We start from the raw sequence: 16,921 nt of genomic DNA, 5'->3' as shown, positions 1-16,921 counted from the left end.
CAACATGGCGAAAACCGCGGCGGCTTTACACATCCTGGTCAAAGAGGAAGCGCTGGCAAAAGAGATTCTGGCGAAACTAACGAAAGGCGGCAATTTTCAGGAGCTGGCAAAGAAACACTCAACCTGTCCTTCCGGCCGGAAAGGGGGCGATCTGGGCGAGTTCCGTCAGGGACAGATGGTGCCGGCCTTTGATAAAGCGGTCTTTACCTGCCCGCTGCTGACGCCTTACGGGCCGGTAAAAACCGGCTTTGGTTATCACATTATCAAAGTGCTCTACCGCAACTAGTTACTTCTTCTGCTTCATCTGCTGCAGGACGGTGCTGCACTGGTTGTCTTCATTATCACTTGGCGAGATCAGTGCCAGCAGCGCCGCTGCCGGACCCACAACCGCACCCAGCGCCACGGCAGCGGCACCACGCGCCAGCAGCGGTCCCGCTTTCACGCCCGCATCAGGATTTTTAAAGGTGCCACGCACATAGAGCGGCGAGCGCAGCGTCACAATGCGGATGCCTTTACTCTCCGGATTCACCGACAGATCCAGCCGCTCACTGGCGAAGTTTGCGTTGCCGGACACATTGATAATCGCGTTCTCGGTATCAAACACAAACAGGTTAGGCGTTGCCACACCATTCTGCAGCTTGAGATCGGTGGCGGCGCAGTTGATGCGCACCTGATCATCGCCAAACAGTTTGCCAACCACGTAGTTACCGACGTTGAGTCCGGCAATTTCCATCAGGCTGCGGCTGATCAGTCCATCATTCATCAGCAGTTTGAGTTGACCGTTACTGGTCGCCAGCAGATCGGCCACGGAGTTACCGGTGCCGGTAAAGCTGGCATCGCCGTTAAGCTGGCCGCGGCTGTTCTTCATCGCCTCCACCTTCGGGAAGAGCTGACGCAGCTGCAGCTTACGGACATGAAGATCAACCCGACCACGCATCGGCGAGTGATCGCCCTCCAGCCGGATAGTGCTGTTGAGATTGCCGCCCGCCACACCAAAGCGCAGCGGGTCCAGCAGCAGATCGCCGTTTTTCAGCTGTAAGTGGGTATAGAGATCGCTTAACGGCAGTGAATTACTGTGTTCAATCCGTTTGCCGCTGAACTTCACGTCGGCGTCCATCACGTCCCAGTTTTTGGTCTCGAACTTATCGTGCGGCAGCACGCGGTCGGCGGGCTGATTCGATTTCTCACCGCGACGGGCTTTGGCCTGCGCGGTTTTATCACTGCCTTTGCCGGAGTTCACGCCAATCAGCGGCCCCAGATCGGCCATACGCAGCTGCTCAGAGGCTAGCTCGCCACTGAGTGTCGGGCGAGGTTTGACCTGACTGTAGATCAGCGAACCATGAATATCGCTGTCGCCGATGTGCCCATTGAATTTCTCATAGCGGTAGACAGCGCCCTTTTCGCCACTGAATTTAGCAATCAGATGGCCGTCGGTTTCATAGGGCGGTGTGTCAGGCAACAGGACGCCGGTCAGGCCATAGAGATTCGCCAGCGTATCTCCCGAGAAGCGCAGTCGCACGTTAAGCCCGCCGAGATTCATCGGGTCCTGCAGACCGCCGGTCACCTGAACGCGCGTGGTGCCGTTGCGCACATCGGCCTGAATCGGAAACGGGGTGTTCTGACTGCGTAGTGAGAGCATGCCGCCAATCTTACCGTCGCCGCTGAGTGACTCATTGTTATAAGTGCCTTTCGCCTGCCAGCCAAAGACGAAGTCGCCTGCGCCCTTCTGCTGGTCATTGCCTCCGGCAATCTGCGTATAGGGCACCGGTTTGCCCAGCGGATTGACCTGCACCGTGACATCGGCATGGTTAATGGCGTCGCGATAACGGATTTGTCCCTGATCAAACAGAATATTATCCAGACGGAAGGACCAGGCAGACGGCGCGGCACTCTTCTCATCTTTGCCGCTATCGGCAAGCGTAAAGGTCCAGTTATTCTTTTTATCGGCGGTCTGGATCAGTCGGGCATCAGGACGCTGCAACTTAATCCACGGGATGAAGAGTTCTTTGTGCAGCAGCGACAGCGGCGACAGGGTGGCGTCGACACGCTGCAGATGCACCATGGTGACGTCAGAAATGTCAGGCGGATTACCCAGCATAATATCTTCCGCATGGATCTGCGGCCACGGCACCCAGCGCCGCCAGCCAGCCTCGTCGCGATTTCGTGCCCAGTCGATGCCCAGATCCCCGCGTATCGCAAAGGGACGGTTTAACTCGGTTGAGACTTTCTGATTGATGGTGGGCTTCAGGCGATTCCAGTCAAAGGTCGCGATGATGACGATAATCACCACGATCAACAACACCAGAATTCCTGCTATCCAACTGACTATTTTTCCAGTACGCGACATTACGCTTTCTCCTTGCACATTCACGGTCTGCGTTAAAGATAGTCGAGACCGCGCGCAACGGCATCAGGGAAGCTGGAGAGTGAGATGATTCAATTCGGAAAAGGGGATCGGACGCGAAAAGTAGTAGCCCTGCGCAGCAACAGCGGGCGATGCTTTGACCTGCTGCCACTGCGCTTCCGTCTCCACGCCTTCAACAATGACGCCATGGCAATATCGATTGATCAGCGCCAGCAGCATGGAAAAAAGGTCGCGCCCTTCATGGGTCGTGCCCAGCATGATAAACAGGTCGCGCGACAGCTTGATGTAATCATATTTCAGTTCAGTCAGCGCCGAAAAATTCGCCATACCCGAACCGAAGTCATCCAGCCACAGCGGTCCCAGCTCAGGTATTTTTGCCACCTTCTCTTCCAGCGGCAGCGCCTGATGCTCGGTGAGTTCAAAGCGTATCCAGGGCAGCCGGGCAATAAGCTGGCGAATAGCAGGTCGATGCTGAATGGCGAGCAGTGAGGGACCGTCAATGTTGACCGAGGCGACGACATCATTGCGTTCAAAAAACGCAGTCCATTCTGCGAGCAGTTCAAGCTGCTCATACACGACGTTCAGGCGCTGAGCAATGTCGAGTCCGGCAAACCAGGCTTCAGGCGAGAGATTCCGCTCTGGCGCCATGGGATGATAAACGGCGGTCAGCAGTTCAATGGCGAGTAACCGACCGGTTACCCGATAGATCGGCTGAAACCGATAGCGTCGATGACATTGCTGCCAGAAGAGCGAGGTTTCCGGCGGAAGATTAAGGTCGGTTGAAGACGGCAGCCATTGGCTAAAGCTCTCCATCACTATGCTATTTTCCTGGTTGGTAACAGGCCCCCAAACGGGTGGCTGCAGCGATTATCAAAAGTGTCTGTGATAAAGAGATGAACGGCCTGGCGATATGAAGCGGCGAGTTTATCAGCCGTTCCGCTAACATAATCGGCTAAACAGGCCGATGTTAGCCGCTCTTATCAGCCAGAATGGGGCCGTTTCCGACCTTAAGTTAAATTAAAACAGCGTTTTAAAAACATTTGACGTCTGCCATACCAGACGCGAGACTAGGGCGATATTTCACTACAGGTCTGAAACCATGACGCAGAAGAAAATCGCCATCATTGGCGAATGCATGATTGAGCTGTCCGAAAAAGGTGAGAACATTAAACGTGGCTTTGGCGGCGATACACTCAACACCGCCGTTTATCTCGCCCGCCAGGTTGATGAGCAGCAATTGCGGGTCGATTATGTCACTGCGCTGGGGACGGATTCGTTCAGCGATCAGATGATCGCGGCCTGGCAGCAGGAGAAGGTGAATACGGATCTGATTCAGCGCCTCGATAATAAGATGCCGGGCCTGTATGTGATTGAAACGGATGACGATGGCGAGCGTACTTTCTGGTACTGGCGCAGTGATGCTGCCGCGCGTTACTGGCTGGATAGCCCGCAATCTGCGGACATAGCCGAACAGCTGTCGCACTACGATTATCTCTATCTTAGCGGGATCAGTCTGGCGATTCTGCCGCCTGCCAGCCGTGAGAAGCTGATGGCGCTACTGGCCCGTTGCCGGTCAAATGGCGGCAAGGTGATTTTTGATAACAATTACCGCCCGCGTTTATGGGCCGATCGGGCCACTGCGCAGGCTGCTTATCGCGCGATGCTGAACTGTACCGATATCGCCTTCCTGACCCTGGATGATGAGCATCTGCTGTGGGGCGAAGAGCCGCTGGAAGAGGTTATCGCCCGTACCCGTCAGGCCGGTGCCAGCGAAATCGTGATTAAGCGTGGTGCCGACTCCTGTCTGGTGGCCACCGGCGACACGCCGCTGATTGATGTACCTGCGGTGCGTCTGGCGAAAGAGAAAGTGATCGATACCACCGCTGCCGGTGATTCATTCAGTGCCGGGTATCTGGCGCGCCGTCTGACTGGCGCCTCAGCTGAGTCTGCTGCACAGCGCGGACACCTGACGGCCAGCACCGTGATTCAGCATCGCGGCGCGATTATTCCGGCAGAGGCGATGCCTGACTGACAGGCAGAGCGGCAATACAGGCACTGATAATGCCGATGCCATAAAAATGCGCCCCTGGGCGCATTTTTTTTGCTGGCAACCTGTGGCTGGTTCGCTGTCCGGACAAGACGGGCAACTCAGGAATGGCTGATGATGAGACTGGCCCTTAAGTCTCTCAAGCAAGGCGGCTGTAACCCTGGCGCTAAAATCATTATGTCGCCTTAACAGCAGACAGCGTGATATCCGGTAAATTGCGACGAGTAAAGCGGACCGTGCCAGCCATTTACCTTAAGCTGCAAAATAGTAATTAATAACGGACTTCATGCGGCAATCCTCTTTAACCTCGCTTATAATTTAATGATTAAAATTAATCATTTATACAAACAGATCCATCACCAGGCATAGTCCGAATATGGTCAGATTTGCCTTTTTCGGATGGACGACCGCCTGAAAAAAGACCATCTTTTAATCAAAAGACAGCAGGACGCTGTTCTCTCCGGCCGCGAACAAAACAATTAAAATATTCCCCGCATCAGGATCTATTTATGCACACAGAGATTATTAATATCTGGCCACACGGTGATGCGCCAGGCGCCAGCGATTCGCGCGCAGAGCCGCAGATCGTCGATATGGCAAAAGAGTATGAGCCTTACGATCGCGCAGCAACCGGCGTACGTTGCCCGGAGATGGCGATCTGGCATCCGATTGAATCAAACGGGATCACCCTGCTGGTTGCACCAGGCGGTGGCTATCAGCGCGTGATGATCGATCGTGAAGGCAGCGCCCTGGCGACCTTCTTTACGTCGATGGGTTATACGCTGGCGGTCATGACTTATCGACTGCCCTATGACGGGCATCACGAAGGTCCCGATGCGCCGCTGGCTGATGCACAGCGCGCAGTTCGCGTTCTGCGTGATCGTGCACAGCGTGGTCTGAACGGTAAATACATTGTGATGATGGGCTTTTCGGCGGGTGGCCACGTGGCGGCCAGTCTGGGGACCCGTTTCGCAGAGAAACTTTATCCGGTGCAGGATGGCGCAGAGAACTTCTCGCCGCGTCCGGATGCGATGATACTGGTCTATCCGCTGATCAGCATGCGTGATGGCATTGCCCATGAAGGTGCCAGAACCCGCCTGCTGGGTGCGTGGCCGGATCAGAAAACCATTGAAGCCTATTCAATGGAAACCCGGGTTCATCCGCTGGTGCCACCGACACTGCTGATCCACGCCGCTGACGATGATGATGTCTCAGTGAATCACAGCATGGCGTTTTTTGGTGCGCTGCGTGAGCATAAGGTTCCGGCAGAGGTACATTTCTATCAGAAAGGGGGGCACGGATTTGGTATCCGTGGCGTAGCAGATTTGCCCCTCGCCAGCTGGCCGATGTTAGTGACCGAGTGGCTCAGGGCAAAAACCTGATATTACGCAGCTGGCGGAACGTCTTTGACGTTACTATCCGGCGGACTGGCTTCAGTGCTGGTCGCCGGTGCCGCTGGCGGTGACATCACTTTATCCCAGCTGTTTTGCAGGCTCTTCACGTTGGTTTCCGCTTCGCCTTCCGGCTGGATCAGAACCATCATCAGTTCCTGCGTCAGTTGCTGGCGCAGCTCCTGGTTCAACTGTTCACGGGTCAGGCCGGCCAGGAAAGTCTGACGCAGCTTCTGATACTGCTCAGGCGCAATATCGACCACGGCGTTCTGCTGAGATCGCAGGCGCTGGCTCATCAGCACGTCGGTATCCGTGCGGGCATAGGTGGTAAACAGCTTATTCAGCTCCAGCAGCTTCTGCGCCATCAGCGCATCAAATTCCTCCTGCGGAATGCCTTTATCACGCACGTTCGCCAGCTCGCGCGCCACCAGGTTCATATTCTGCGCCAGATTGTCGTTGCGCCCGTCCATGTTGATCGAGCACTGCGCACGCTGATAGAGCACACGGCAATCAAATCCGACCTGTATGCCCTGTGCCTTGCTGTCGCTGAGCGCACGCTGAACATGCCAGAACAGGGCTTCACGGGCCAGGTCGCCCTGCCAGTAACGTTGCAGATTCTGGGAGTCACGAATCGGCTGCCACGGCGTATCCCACACCAGTGAGAGACGATCCTGCGTCATGTTGCTGCTGACCAGATTCACCGGCTCGTGCGGCAGCGGCGACAGAGTCGGCAGTGGCGCAGGCGTTTCACGCTTGCCGGTTAATGCCGAGAAGGTTTTGTTGATCTGCTCAGAGAGGTTGCGGCTGTCGACATTCCCTACCACGTAGAGCGTCATCGCATCCGGGGTGTACCACTGATGATAAAAATCGTTGAGCTGAGTTAAATCGACGGGTGCGCGCGGTTGTGCTGCGGGATCGTGCGCCAGTAGCGCAGAACCTTTCAGGCGGTAGCGCCACCAGACATCCTGAGAATCTTTCGGCCAGGTCGCGACCGGATCGGAGGCTGTCAGCGCGGTATTGACCACCTGTTCAGTGATAGCCATATTGCCCGCCGTGGCCGCCAGCCAGTTCAGCGCCTCTTTCAGCAACTCGGGGCGGTTATTCGGCAGACTCAGATTATATTGGGTGGAATCATAGGAGGTGATGACCGGCGGCAGCGGGTGCTGAGGATCCATCGCCTGTTGCCATAGCGCACGCTGCTGATTGTTATCAAGCGCGGTGTTGTGCACCATCGCCAGGCGCGGCAGCAGATGGCTGAAGCCGGTCTGCTGCGAACTCTCCACCAGCGAACCGGTGTTCACCACCAGCCGCAGTTCAATGCGGTCGCTTGGACGTTGCGGTGTGGCCAGTAACTGCCAGTTAAATCCATTATCCAGCTTGCCTTCCTGCCAGGCCGGATCGGGTTGCAGCGTTTCTGCCTGGAGACCAAAGCTGCCTGCCAGCACTAATCCACCAACCAAAAGTCGAATTCTGGTGCCCTGCATGTGAACCCCTACTCAAATAATTCAAATATCGTTATCACTGGCGCATATTGCCGCTGTTATTAACGAATCGGCTGGCGCCGAATCGCGCTGTTATCCAACAACAAAGTGTTTGACCACAGGAAGCGCAGGATGTCGCGTAACGAAGTGAAAAACGTCAAAAAAACAAGTGGGGTTTATTATGCAAATGCCCGCTGTCAGGGCAAGCGACAGCGGGCATTTGTGGGAATTTAAGTGAAATTCAATGATTAAATTGAAGATTCAGACGCTTTATTCTCCTTATTCCGGCCTGCCAGCGTATCAGTCAGCTGTTTGTGATCAAGCTGGTCGACCCACTTCGCCACCACCACGGTCGCCACACCGTTACCGATCAGGTTGGTCAGCGCACGGGCTTCGGACATAAAGCGGTCAATACCGAGAATCAGCGCCAGACCCGCCACCGGCAGATGTCCCACCGCAGAGAGCGTCGCCGCCAGCACGATGAACCCGCTTCCGGTTACGCCCGCCGCCCCTTTGGAAGAGAGCAGCAGCACCACCAGCAGCGTAATCTGATGGAAGATATCCATGTGTGCATTGGTCGCCTGAGCGATAAATACCGCCGCCATGGTCAGGTAAATCGAGGTGCCGTCGAGGTTAAAGGAGTAACCGGTGGGAATCACCAGCCCGACTACCGACTTTTTGCAGCCCAGCTTTTCCATCTTATCCAGCATGCGTGGCAGCGCAGACTCGGATGAGGACGTCCCCAGCACAATCAGCAGCTCTTCTTTGATATAGGCGATGAACTTAAAGATGCTGAACCCGGCGAACAGACGCGCAATCAGCCCCAGCACAACCACTACAAACAGAATACAGGTGATATAGAAGCAGATGATCAACTGGCCGAGCTGCACCAGTGAACCCACGCCATACTTACCAATAGTGAAAGCCATTGCGCCAAATGCCCCGATCGGTGCCAGACGCATGATCATATTGATAATGCCGAAAATCACTTGTGAGAAGCTTTCAATCACGTTGAAAATCAGCGTGCCGGTTTTGCCCAGACGATGCAGGGCAAAACCAAACAGAATGGCAAACAGCAGTACCTGCAGAATGTTGCCGCTGGCAAAGGCGCCAATCACGCTGTTAGGAATAATATCCAGCAGGAAAGCGACGACACCCTGTTGCTCTGCCTGCTGGGCGTACATCGCCACAGCTTTGGCATCCAGCGTGGCAGGATCAACGTTCATCCCGGCACCTGGCTGCACCACGTTCACTACGATCAGGCCGATAATCAGCGCGATGGTACTGACAATTTCAAAATAGAGCAGCGCAACCGCGCCGGTCCGTCCTACCGCTTTCATGCTTTCCATGCCAGCGATGCCGGTGACCACGGTACAGAAAATTACCGGGGCGATAATCATCTTGATTAACTTAACAAAGGCATCTCCCAGAGGCTTCATCTGGGTCCCTAACTCCGGGTAAAAATGGCCTAACAAAACGCCGATGCCAATCGCCATCAGCACCTGGAAATAAAGGCTTTTAAAAAGTGAGGTTTTCATAAACAGGTGTCCACTAACGCCGTGAGGTGATGTTGTCGGATTCGTTATTGTGACGGTCAGGCAACACAGGCAGCGCCTGACAGTAACCCGAAAATAACACTCTGTTTACGTGATTAATACAGGGTGACAAACGCCCAGGAAACCCTGGGATCGTATTTCTGAACTGAAACGCTTCAGCACGGGGTTTTGTAACTAAAATTCTCGCAAAATCAATGAATCAGGCAATTATTGCGGCAGTGAGGAGTTTTCAATCCACACCTGATTGAATCGGGCCAGAGGCAAGGCTTCAGCATAGAGATAACCCTGTCCGATAGCGATACCACGCGCCAGCAGCCAGTCGCGCTGCTCCGCAGTTTCAACGCCTTCGGCAATCACTTCCAGATGGATAATCTCGGCGATGGCCGCCACGATGCGGACCATGGTGTCGTCATGCGGCAGCGCCGCCACAAAGCTGCGATCCATCTTCAGCTTGTTCACCGGCAATGCTTTCAGCTGATGCAGATAGTTCAGGTTGGAGTAACCCATGCCAAAGTCATCCAGCGCCACAGCGACACCGGTCTGCTGCAACAGTCGCAATATCGACATCGCCTGTTCCGCATTTTCAAGCTGAGCCGTCTCTGTCACTTCCAGCACCAGCGTATCGGGTGCGATGCGATGGCGCGTCAGCAGGGATTGCAGATGGGAGACCACGCCAGTATCACGGAGTTGTACAGCGGACATATTTACACTCAGCGGCAGCATAATGCCCTGTCGCTGCCAGCCTGCCAGAATGCGGCACGCCTCTTCAAATACCCATCGGCCAATCGCGCTGATCACGCCAATCTCTTCGGCGCCGGCAATGAACTCTTCGGTCAGACCATAACTGCCATCTGGCTGGCGCATACGCAGCAGCGCTTCCGCGCCGGTTAACGTGCCGGTGCGCATATCGACCTGCGGTTGCAGATAAAGCGCGAACTGCTCATCGTGCAGCCCCTGCAGAATGTCATGTTCCTGTGTCAGACGTTTCTGCGCACGCTCGGTCAGCGCGGCGTCAAAGAACAGGATCTGATTTTTGCCCTGATGACGGGCCGACATCATCGCCGAGGTCGCGCGGTCAAGCAGCTCATTCGCACTCAGCGGCCGATCGTCGCGCAATGCCAGACCGATGCTGAGGTTAGGGCGCAGTTGCAGCTGATGCAGATTAACCGGCTGATTCAGGCGAATCATCAGATTGCGCGCCAGACGCAGCGCGCGAAACGGATTACTGGCACGCTTCATTAACAGGACAAAGTCGCTGGTCCCGGTCTGCGCCAGAAGAGTATGGTCATCCAGGGTATGACGAATCTTCTCCACCAGCGTTAGCATCAGCGTATCGCGCTGCTCATCGCTCAGTACGCCGTTAGCTTCCTGCAGAGTTTCAATGCGAATCACCATCAGGCCCAGTGGCTGTTCAGGATGACACATGAACTGTTCGACCAGCGCCAGAAACAGGGTACGGTTGGGCAGATCGGTGACGGGAAAATGGGTGGTCAGCCGGCTCATCTCGTCATGTATCGACTCCAGCACCTGCTGATTGCGGTTGTAGCTGCGCACCAGCATGCCGATTTCGTCATCGCGGTGGCTCTGCGGCAGCGACAGTTTGTGCGTCAGAATCGACTGCGGCGGCAGCTCCTGTAGCTCACGGGAGAGATTGCGCAGCGGATGTACCACCAGCCGGTTAATACACCAGCTAATCGCCACAGACAGAATCAGCGCCAGCAGCAGATAGGTGATAATCATGGTCGAGAGCGTGCTGAGGATAAACTGGTAGACGCGCGTCGAGTTAGCCTGCAACACCAGATAGGCCAGTGGCTTCGGCATCCCGGTGTTTTCGACGGAATAGAGCGGCAGAGTAATCTGCACCGGCAGCTCAAACAGGCGGGCGACCAGACGCGGCACCGGTTTTTCCACCTCGAAGTCGGCATGCAGTGCCTGGAACGCATTCGGTAGCACCACATCGGCGCGCGATAAAATACCGGCCGGTTTCAGCGAGTGAAGAATGCGTTCGGCCTGAGAAATATCGGCGCGCAGCACGGCTTCCGACAACGGCTGGCGGACGGTATGCGCGATATTCTCCATCTGCTGGGCGTAGTCAATCCTGCGCTGCTGCACAAAATGAAACAGTTGGATGACGATAAAGATGCTGATGGTGATAACCGCAACCAGCGAAACTGTCGCCATCTGCTTTATCGTAAGTGACCGGCTTACGCGCAAAAATTCTCTCCTGACGATGAAAAAAGCCCAGATAGCAGACAGTACAATGCCCGCCAGTATATCTCATAAACTGACTTTTTTACCGTCTGAAAAGTCCGGCTTTTTCCCGGTCGGGATTATTTAAAATCTGCGTAAGGCACCAGCGGCTGTGGCGGCATGTCCAGATCCCCTTCCCAGCCTCCGGCTGCATAGCGCACATAGAGCAGACCGTGGCTCGGGGTGTAATCTTTCGCCTGCTGAATATCAATACCTGCCCCAACAAACCAGCCCGACGTCAGCCGCCGCTCAACCACCGCCTGTAGCGTGTAGCCGATACCCCCGCCGGCGCTGCTCGCAGAAGAGGGATTGCTGGCAAGTGCAAAGCCAGGATTGACCGGATAACGCTGCTGCGCATCTGTTTTCGAATGTGACCACGAAACTGAACCGCCCAAATCAAATGACCAGTTCTCTGTACGCTGCCGCCAGGTGACCGGCACAGCAAAGGAGAGATATTGCTGCGGACTGTAGTAGCCGCCCTGGCCGAAGGTGTAATCGCTGAGATCCTTCTGATAGTGCCAGAGCATGCTGTTCAGCCCGACGGTCGCACGGCGGTTATCGCTGTTGATCAGCTTGTAGTAATAGCCGCCCATCAGGCGTTCGCGGCTGTTATCGGCAACATTTTTACCGGTTATCTGATGCGCACTGATGTCGCCCCAGACGCCATGCGCCCCGCCCTGATCGTAACTCAGCCCGATGCTGCCGCCCGTTGCCACCACGCCGCCCCAGCTTTTACCCCCGCTGGCTGCCGGATCGCGCGTCCCGGCATAGGAAAGCAGCGAACTGGCAATCGGCCTGCGTGAGGCGGTCAGCGTCACACCCAGCTGTTTCACATCGGTTTTCCAGCTCAGGCCGCCTGTCCAGTTAGTGACTTCGAAACCCAGCGGCGTAGTGCCGAGGTCGGCAGACCAGATCGCATTATGCCAGCCAGCGGCCAGCGCCGTGCCTTTGTCTCGCTGGTGAGTCTGAGAATTACAGCCGCCGGAATTCGCATCGTCACAGCTGCCAAACTGTTCGTCGAAGCTGCCATTACGGGTGGTAAAGGTTCCTGCGGAGACGTCAACCTGGTCGAGCCGGAAAAAGCCGCGCCCACTGGCAAACGGATGTTCCGCCTGCAGCATGGTGGTGTGCGCCGTAAAATCAGAGATGCCGCCCGTGCCGCTGTTGCGTGAATAGTCCTGCTGCACCGTCAGTGTGGTCTGCTGCTGACGATAGAGATCGGCCGTGTCGCTGCGCAGGCTGCGTTTCAGCCAGTCATCCTGCGGATCGCTGCGGGTGGCGCGGCTGATATTGCCACTGCTATCCATACCGCTGGCCGTCATCGCCTGACGATAATCGGCCAGCGCCTGTTCAGGCTGCTGCTGCACACGCTCAAGCCGTGCCGCATCACGAAACACCAGTGCCTTGTCCTGTGAAGGCGGCAGCGAGGCGGCGCGCTGTTTCAGATCGGTAAACAGCACCGCAGCCCGCGTGGTTTCACCCACCGCCTGCCACGCCAGCGCAGCACGGCGATCTGCCTTCACAGTCGCCTGCACCGGCGGTTGTTGCGCCAGAGCCAGTCGTGCTTCGCTGATGCGCTGCAGGGCTACCAGCGCATCAATCCGTCCCAGTGCCGCATCGCCGTTGCCCGGCTCACGCGACAGCACCTGCTGATAGCTCGTCAGCGCCTGCTGCGCATCACCGCGTGCCAGTGCCCAGTCGGCCAGCGTCAGGTCGCGTCGGCTGGAAACCGGCTGCTGATGAAGCAACGTCACCGCCGCCTGCTCCTGACCTGCGGCACGCAGTGCCTCGGCCTGCGCAAAGATCTGATTCTGATTCAGGCGATCAGCCAGCTGGCGCATATCGCTGCTCCACTGCGCATCAGGCAGACGATGCAGCGTGGCCATAGCTTCGCTGTCGTTATCGTTGCCCGAGAACCAGAGTGCGGTCGCGTAAAGTGCAGTCGCGTCCTGCGGATGCTGCTGAAGGACCGCGCGCATCACCGCATTCGCCTGCGGTACGTCACCACTATTACGCAGCGCGCCAGCCAGCCGGTAACTGAGCCAGACGTCATCCGGTGCCAGCTCCCGTGCCTGGCGATATTTATCTGCGGCCTGCGACCAGCGAGCCTGCTGCGTCAGTGCATCCGCCTCAGCGCGCAGGCTATCGCTGCGCAGCGTCCGGATGGTATCGGCCAGCGCGCGCTGTTGTGCGACGGGTAAGGTATTAATAAATTCCAGCTCGCGGGCGGGTGACGCCGCCTGATAAAGCCCGGCCAGCCGACGCACTGCGGTGATGTTCGTGCCATCAAGCCGTCGCGCATTCTGCCAGAACTGTTCAGCCGCGGCCGTATCTTTGCGCGCCATCGCCACATCGCCCAGGCCAATCAGGGCATAGCTGTCGCTACTGTCATACTTTTGCGCTGCGCGATAGTACTGTTCTGCACCTTCAATGTCCTGCTGCGCCAGCGCTTTATCACCCTGCTCTATCGCCAGCCAGTAGCGATTGCTCTGCAGCAGCGCCTGCCATTTGCCGATCAGTGTGCTCTGCTGACCCGCTTTGATGGCGCGTTCCAGCCAGATAATCGCCGCTTCGCGGTGACCCGCGCGGGCCTGGGTCTGCCCCATTGCACCCATTAATTCGGGATCATCGGGATTGGCTTTCAGCGCCCGATCAAGGGTGACCATTGCGTTGTTAACATTGCCTGCGTCAACCAGCGCCAGGGCACGCGTCCGTTCGCGGTAAGCGGGATCGGCCAGCATCGTCTGCTGCTTCGATAGCGCCTCCGTGCCCTGCTGATAGGCATCACCCTCAGTGAAAACGGCCAGATAAGCCTTTAGCTGTGCCACGCTGTTATCGCTGACTGGCTGATCCCTGATCTGCTGCAGCCAGAGATCGGCGGCGGCGGCACGCCCGCCATTGCTGTTTGCCAGCTTTTTCAGTTGAGCGATGGCCTTTTCTGGCTGCTGTTGCGTAAACGCCATACGGGCAATCTGTAGCTCAACCCCGATATTGCCCGGATAGCGCTGTTCCAGTGCCTGGAGCTGCTGATAAGCCCTATCCTCCTGACCGGGAAGACGCGCCAGCAGCCGCCAGTACTCCAGAGCGGTGTTCGGATCGGGAAAGACGCCGTTGAACAGCGCATCGTAGGCACTTTTCGCCTCCGTCAGGCGGCCAGACGTGGCCAGCAGGCGCGCCTGCTGCAACTGCTGCCGTCCATCGGATGACGTCAGCGCCAGGCCGACGGCTGATTCACGCGTCTCTGCCGAGTCTGGTGCGACCTTTTTCAGTTGATCCAGCAGCAACTGTGCGCCGGGAATATCGCCCTGGTGCAGCGCCAGCCGCAGACGCGCTGCCAGCACCTGCGGATTATCGGGATCGATCTTCTCAAGCCGATAGAGCGATTGCTGTACCAGATCGTATTTATTGGTCGACTCGCCGGTGCGGACCTGCGCCAGCAGCCACTCGACCGGCGAGACTTCTGGTCCGTCAGTCGGTGCGGCCAGCCCCGGCAGCGCACTTAGCGCACCGAGCAGCATGCCCGCCCGCAGCACCTGAGCGTTATTCATCTTCATCCAGTAAACGACGACGGGTAATAATTCGCATCAGACGCCAGGTCATCAGCGCGAACAGCACCACCACAAAGAGTGCGCAGAGTGCCAGCCAGAAGGGATGGGTCGAGAGTAGCGACCAGAGACGCTCCCACCACGGCAGATGACCGACGTAGTAGCTCTCGCCAACCCGCAGACTGTTAACTCCTGACTCGCGGATAATCGCGGTGGAGCCAGACATTGCGCCACGCTTATTGCTGTCACTCATTGCCTCGTTGAGCAGTTGCCAGCCACGCGGCGTGCCATCCGCGAGCAGTGCAACCACGCTGCGCTGATCGTAAAACGGTGACTGGAAGCCGATCACCGTTGCCAGCGGGCCGCGGGAGCTGATGGCAACGGTGCTTTCTGCCGTCTGATCGCGACCACTTTGCGGATTCATCGGCGGCGTGATCCGTCGCACGGGTTCTTTCAGCCAGCTGGCGGTGGCATCGACCAGCGCCGGGATCCGCTGTTCATCCTGAAGATCGTTGGGGATGACACCGATCATCAGCAGATCCACATCCTGCTTCTTCGCCGTGGCCCAGTCATCGGTCAACTGAACGCGCAGTGCCGGATAGCCGGTCTGTGCGCCACTATTGCCCATCGCATTCAACAATGTGCTGACCTGCTGGACGTCTGGTTTTGGCGGCATCAGCACCAGAGTTTGCGCCAGATCGGCATAACGGCTGAACGGGAAGCCCGCATTTGCCCAGGCACGCAGTGACGGCATTTCGATGTAGTGGCGATAGCCAGAAAAATCGATGCTGGAACTGTCGTCCACCACCACATGATGGCCGACCGGCGTCACGGTTTCACAACGCCCGTCAGCGTTGCCACCAATAAAGGTGTTGGCATAGTCAAAATCGAAGCGCAGCTGGTTCACCACACCCAGACGTAAAGCCGGAATCAGCAGTTCATGGTTTTTGTCCAGCATTCCCTGAATCAGGGGAATATGCAGCAACTGCTGACCGGCCGTGTTTTTAGGCGGTAGCGGATAATCCTGGATGAACTGATTATTCAGGTTCACCGCCAGCCGTGAGCCATCCGACTGGAAAGGCGCGGTATAGCGATAGCTCAGATCCATGTCAATGCCGCGCGCGCGAACCAGAAAAAGATCGGGCGGCAGATTCAGCGTCAGACTGATGGGATTAGGCTGCACACCGTCAGACTGCAACTGATTCTCATACTGCGTCAGCTCAGCAAAAGTAGTGCGACGATCGGTTCGTACCCAGTTGGGTGCATCATACGCCTGGCGTGGGGAGAGCAGCTTAACGCTGTCGATTGTTGAGATGTCACCGCGCAGCAACAACTCACCCTGCGCAATGCCCTGTACCGCTGTCAGTAAATCGTCGTCGTTGCGTCCCAGGATCAGCAGCATTTTTTCATAGGGACTGTCAGGCTGACTTATTATCTCCACGGTCGGCTTCTCGACCGGCGGCAAATCTTTCAGGAAATCCGGGCGCGCATCATTGGTGGCAAACACCACGGCATGCTGCTGTTGCGGCAGCTGATTGTAGAGCACCGGAAAGCGCTGTCCGCGCCAGGCGGCTTTGCTGCCGAACCAGGAGGCGAGAATCGCTGCAGCCCGCTGCTGCTTTATATCCGGATGGGCGGCAAACACCATCGGCAGGGTCAGCGGTCGCGTATCGCGTGTATCAAAAAAGGGTTCAGGAAAATGGGAAAGGTCATTTTTCAGCGGCAATTTTTGCAGCGTCAGATCGATGCCGCTCTCTTTGCCGATATCGAGCCAGATGGTGCTGTTGGCCGGATTTTCGCAGATATTGGCGTAGTGGCCGACCAGCTCAAAGCGCACGCGGTTAAAGTCGGCAATATAGCGAGGATCGATCGCCAGCTGCGTTTTAATCTCTTTACCCGGCTGGTCCGGCGTGATGGTGATCAGACCGATCAGCTCATCGTTGAGATAAACCTTCAGCTGCGACAGCACAGGTAGCAGCGCAGGCGAGGGCCGGTAGGTGAGATTAAGCAGCGCACGCGTTACCACCTCATCGCTACGCACCCCAAACTCGATCTGCCCGCTGGTACGCGTTCCGCTCAGCGTCATGCTGCCCGGCGGCGGTGCCAGCTTAACAAAACTCAGTTGACTGTTACGCAGCGGCGCAGCAGGCTGCTGCGGCAAAGATTGCACTGCGGTTTCTCCGGGGATACTGACCGGCATATTTTCCTGTGCCAGGGCGCAGCTCAGTGTTGTGGAACCCAACAGCAGCGCAGCGACCCACCTGTTTACTCTCGTTATCGTCATAT

10 protein-coding genes are annotated in these 16,921 nt (G+C 56.8%); 3 read left to right on the top strand and 7 right to left on the bottom strand.

Annotation, left to right across the window (positions count from 1 at the left end):
* Positions 1-4 precede the first annotated feature (4 nt).
* On the top strand, positions 5-286 hold the full coding sequence (gene ppiC / locus HZZ01_RS18965; protein WP_179898999.1) for a peptidylprolyl isomerase PpiC: 282 nt from the start codon (positions 5-7) through the stop codon (positions 284-286).
* Here the strand turns inward: ppiC and HZZ01_RS18960 are convergent, their stop codons facing one another.
* Together HZZ01_RS18960 and pdeH are read right to left on the bottom strand one after the other, a co-directional pair.
* The gene (locus tag HZZ01_RS18960; protein ID WP_179898998.1) at positions 287-2,347 is read right to left on the bottom strand and encodes an AsmA family protein; all 2,061 of its coding nucleotides are present in this window, start codon (positions 2,345-2,347) and stop codon (positions 287-289) included.
* Between the two features lie 63 nt (positions 2,348-2,410).
* Positions 2,411-3,184 (bottom strand): cyclic-guanylate-specific phosphodiesterase, encoded by a 774-nt coding sequence (gene pdeH, locus HZZ01_RS18955; protein WP_179899058.1) that lies wholly within the window; start codon positions 3,182-3,184, stop codon positions 2,411-2,413.
* 280 nt (positions 3,185-3,464) lie between these two features.
* Here pdeH and HZZ01_RS18950 point away from each other — a divergent pair, with 280 nt between their 5' ends.
* Positions 3,465-4,397 (top strand): sugar kinase, encoded by a 933-nt coding sequence (locus HZZ01_RS18950; RefSeq protein ID WP_179898997.1) that lies wholly within the window; start codon positions 3,465-3,467, stop codon positions 4,395-4,397.
* A gap of 524 nt (positions 4,398-4,921) precedes the next feature.
* Positions 4,922-5,794: an alpha/beta hydrolase gene (locus HZZ01_RS18945; protein ID WP_179898996.1), complete on the top strand. Its 873-nt coding sequence runs from the start codon at positions 4,922-4,924 to the stop codon at positions 5,792-5,794.
* A gap of 2 nt (positions 5,795-5,796) precedes the next feature.
* On the opposite strand, the gene HZZ01_RS18940 is transcribed toward HZZ01_RS18945, so the two are convergent.
* The 5 genes from HZZ01_RS18940 to bcsB form a co-directional block, all read right to left on the bottom strand.
* Positions 5,797-7,287 carry a pitrilysin family protein gene (locus HZZ01_RS18940; protein WP_179898995.1) on the bottom strand — a complete coding sequence of 497 codons (1,491 nt, stop codon included), beginning with the start codon at positions 7,285-7,287 and terminating at the stop codon, positions 5,797-5,799.
* A gap of 245 nt (positions 7,288-7,532) precedes the next feature.
* Positions 7,533-8,822, bottom strand: coding sequence for a dicarboxylate/amino acid:cation symporter (locus tag HZZ01_RS18935; RefSeq protein ID WP_179898994.1), 1,290 nt, complete (start codon positions 8,820-8,822; stop codon positions 7,533-7,535).
* A 225-nt stretch (positions 8,823-9,047) separates the two neighbouring features.
* Complete coding sequence (hmsP, locus tag HZZ01_RS18930) at positions 9,048-11,054, bottom strand: biofilm formation regulator HmsP (RefSeq protein WP_179898993.1); 2,007 nt, start codon at positions 11,052-11,054, stop codon at positions 9,048-9,050.
* A gap of 116 nt (positions 11,055-11,170) precedes the next feature.
* Positions 11,171-14,638 (bottom strand): cellulose synthase complex outer membrane protein BcsC, encoded by a 3,468-nt coding sequence (bcsC, locus tag HZZ01_RS18925; protein ID WP_179898992.1) that lies wholly within the window; start codon positions 14,636-14,638, stop codon positions 11,171-11,173.
* Positions 14,631-16,919, bottom strand: a complete 2,289-nt coding sequence (gene bcsB, locus HZZ01_RS18920; protein ID WP_179898991.1) for a cellulose biosynthesis cyclic di-GMP-binding regulatory protein BcsB — start codon at positions 16,917-16,919, stop codon at positions 14,631-14,633. Before bcsB ends, bcsC begins: the two co-directional genes overlap by 8 nt.
* Positions 16,920-16,921: the final 2 nt, after the last annotated feature.

This window comes from Pantoea sp. WMus005, from assembly GCF_013415305.1.
Lineage (GTDB): Bacteria > Pseudomonadota > Gammaproteobacteria > Enterobacterales > Enterobacteriaceae > Pantoea > Pantoea rara.
This window is presented reverse-complemented; position numbering and strand designations above follow the sequence as displayed.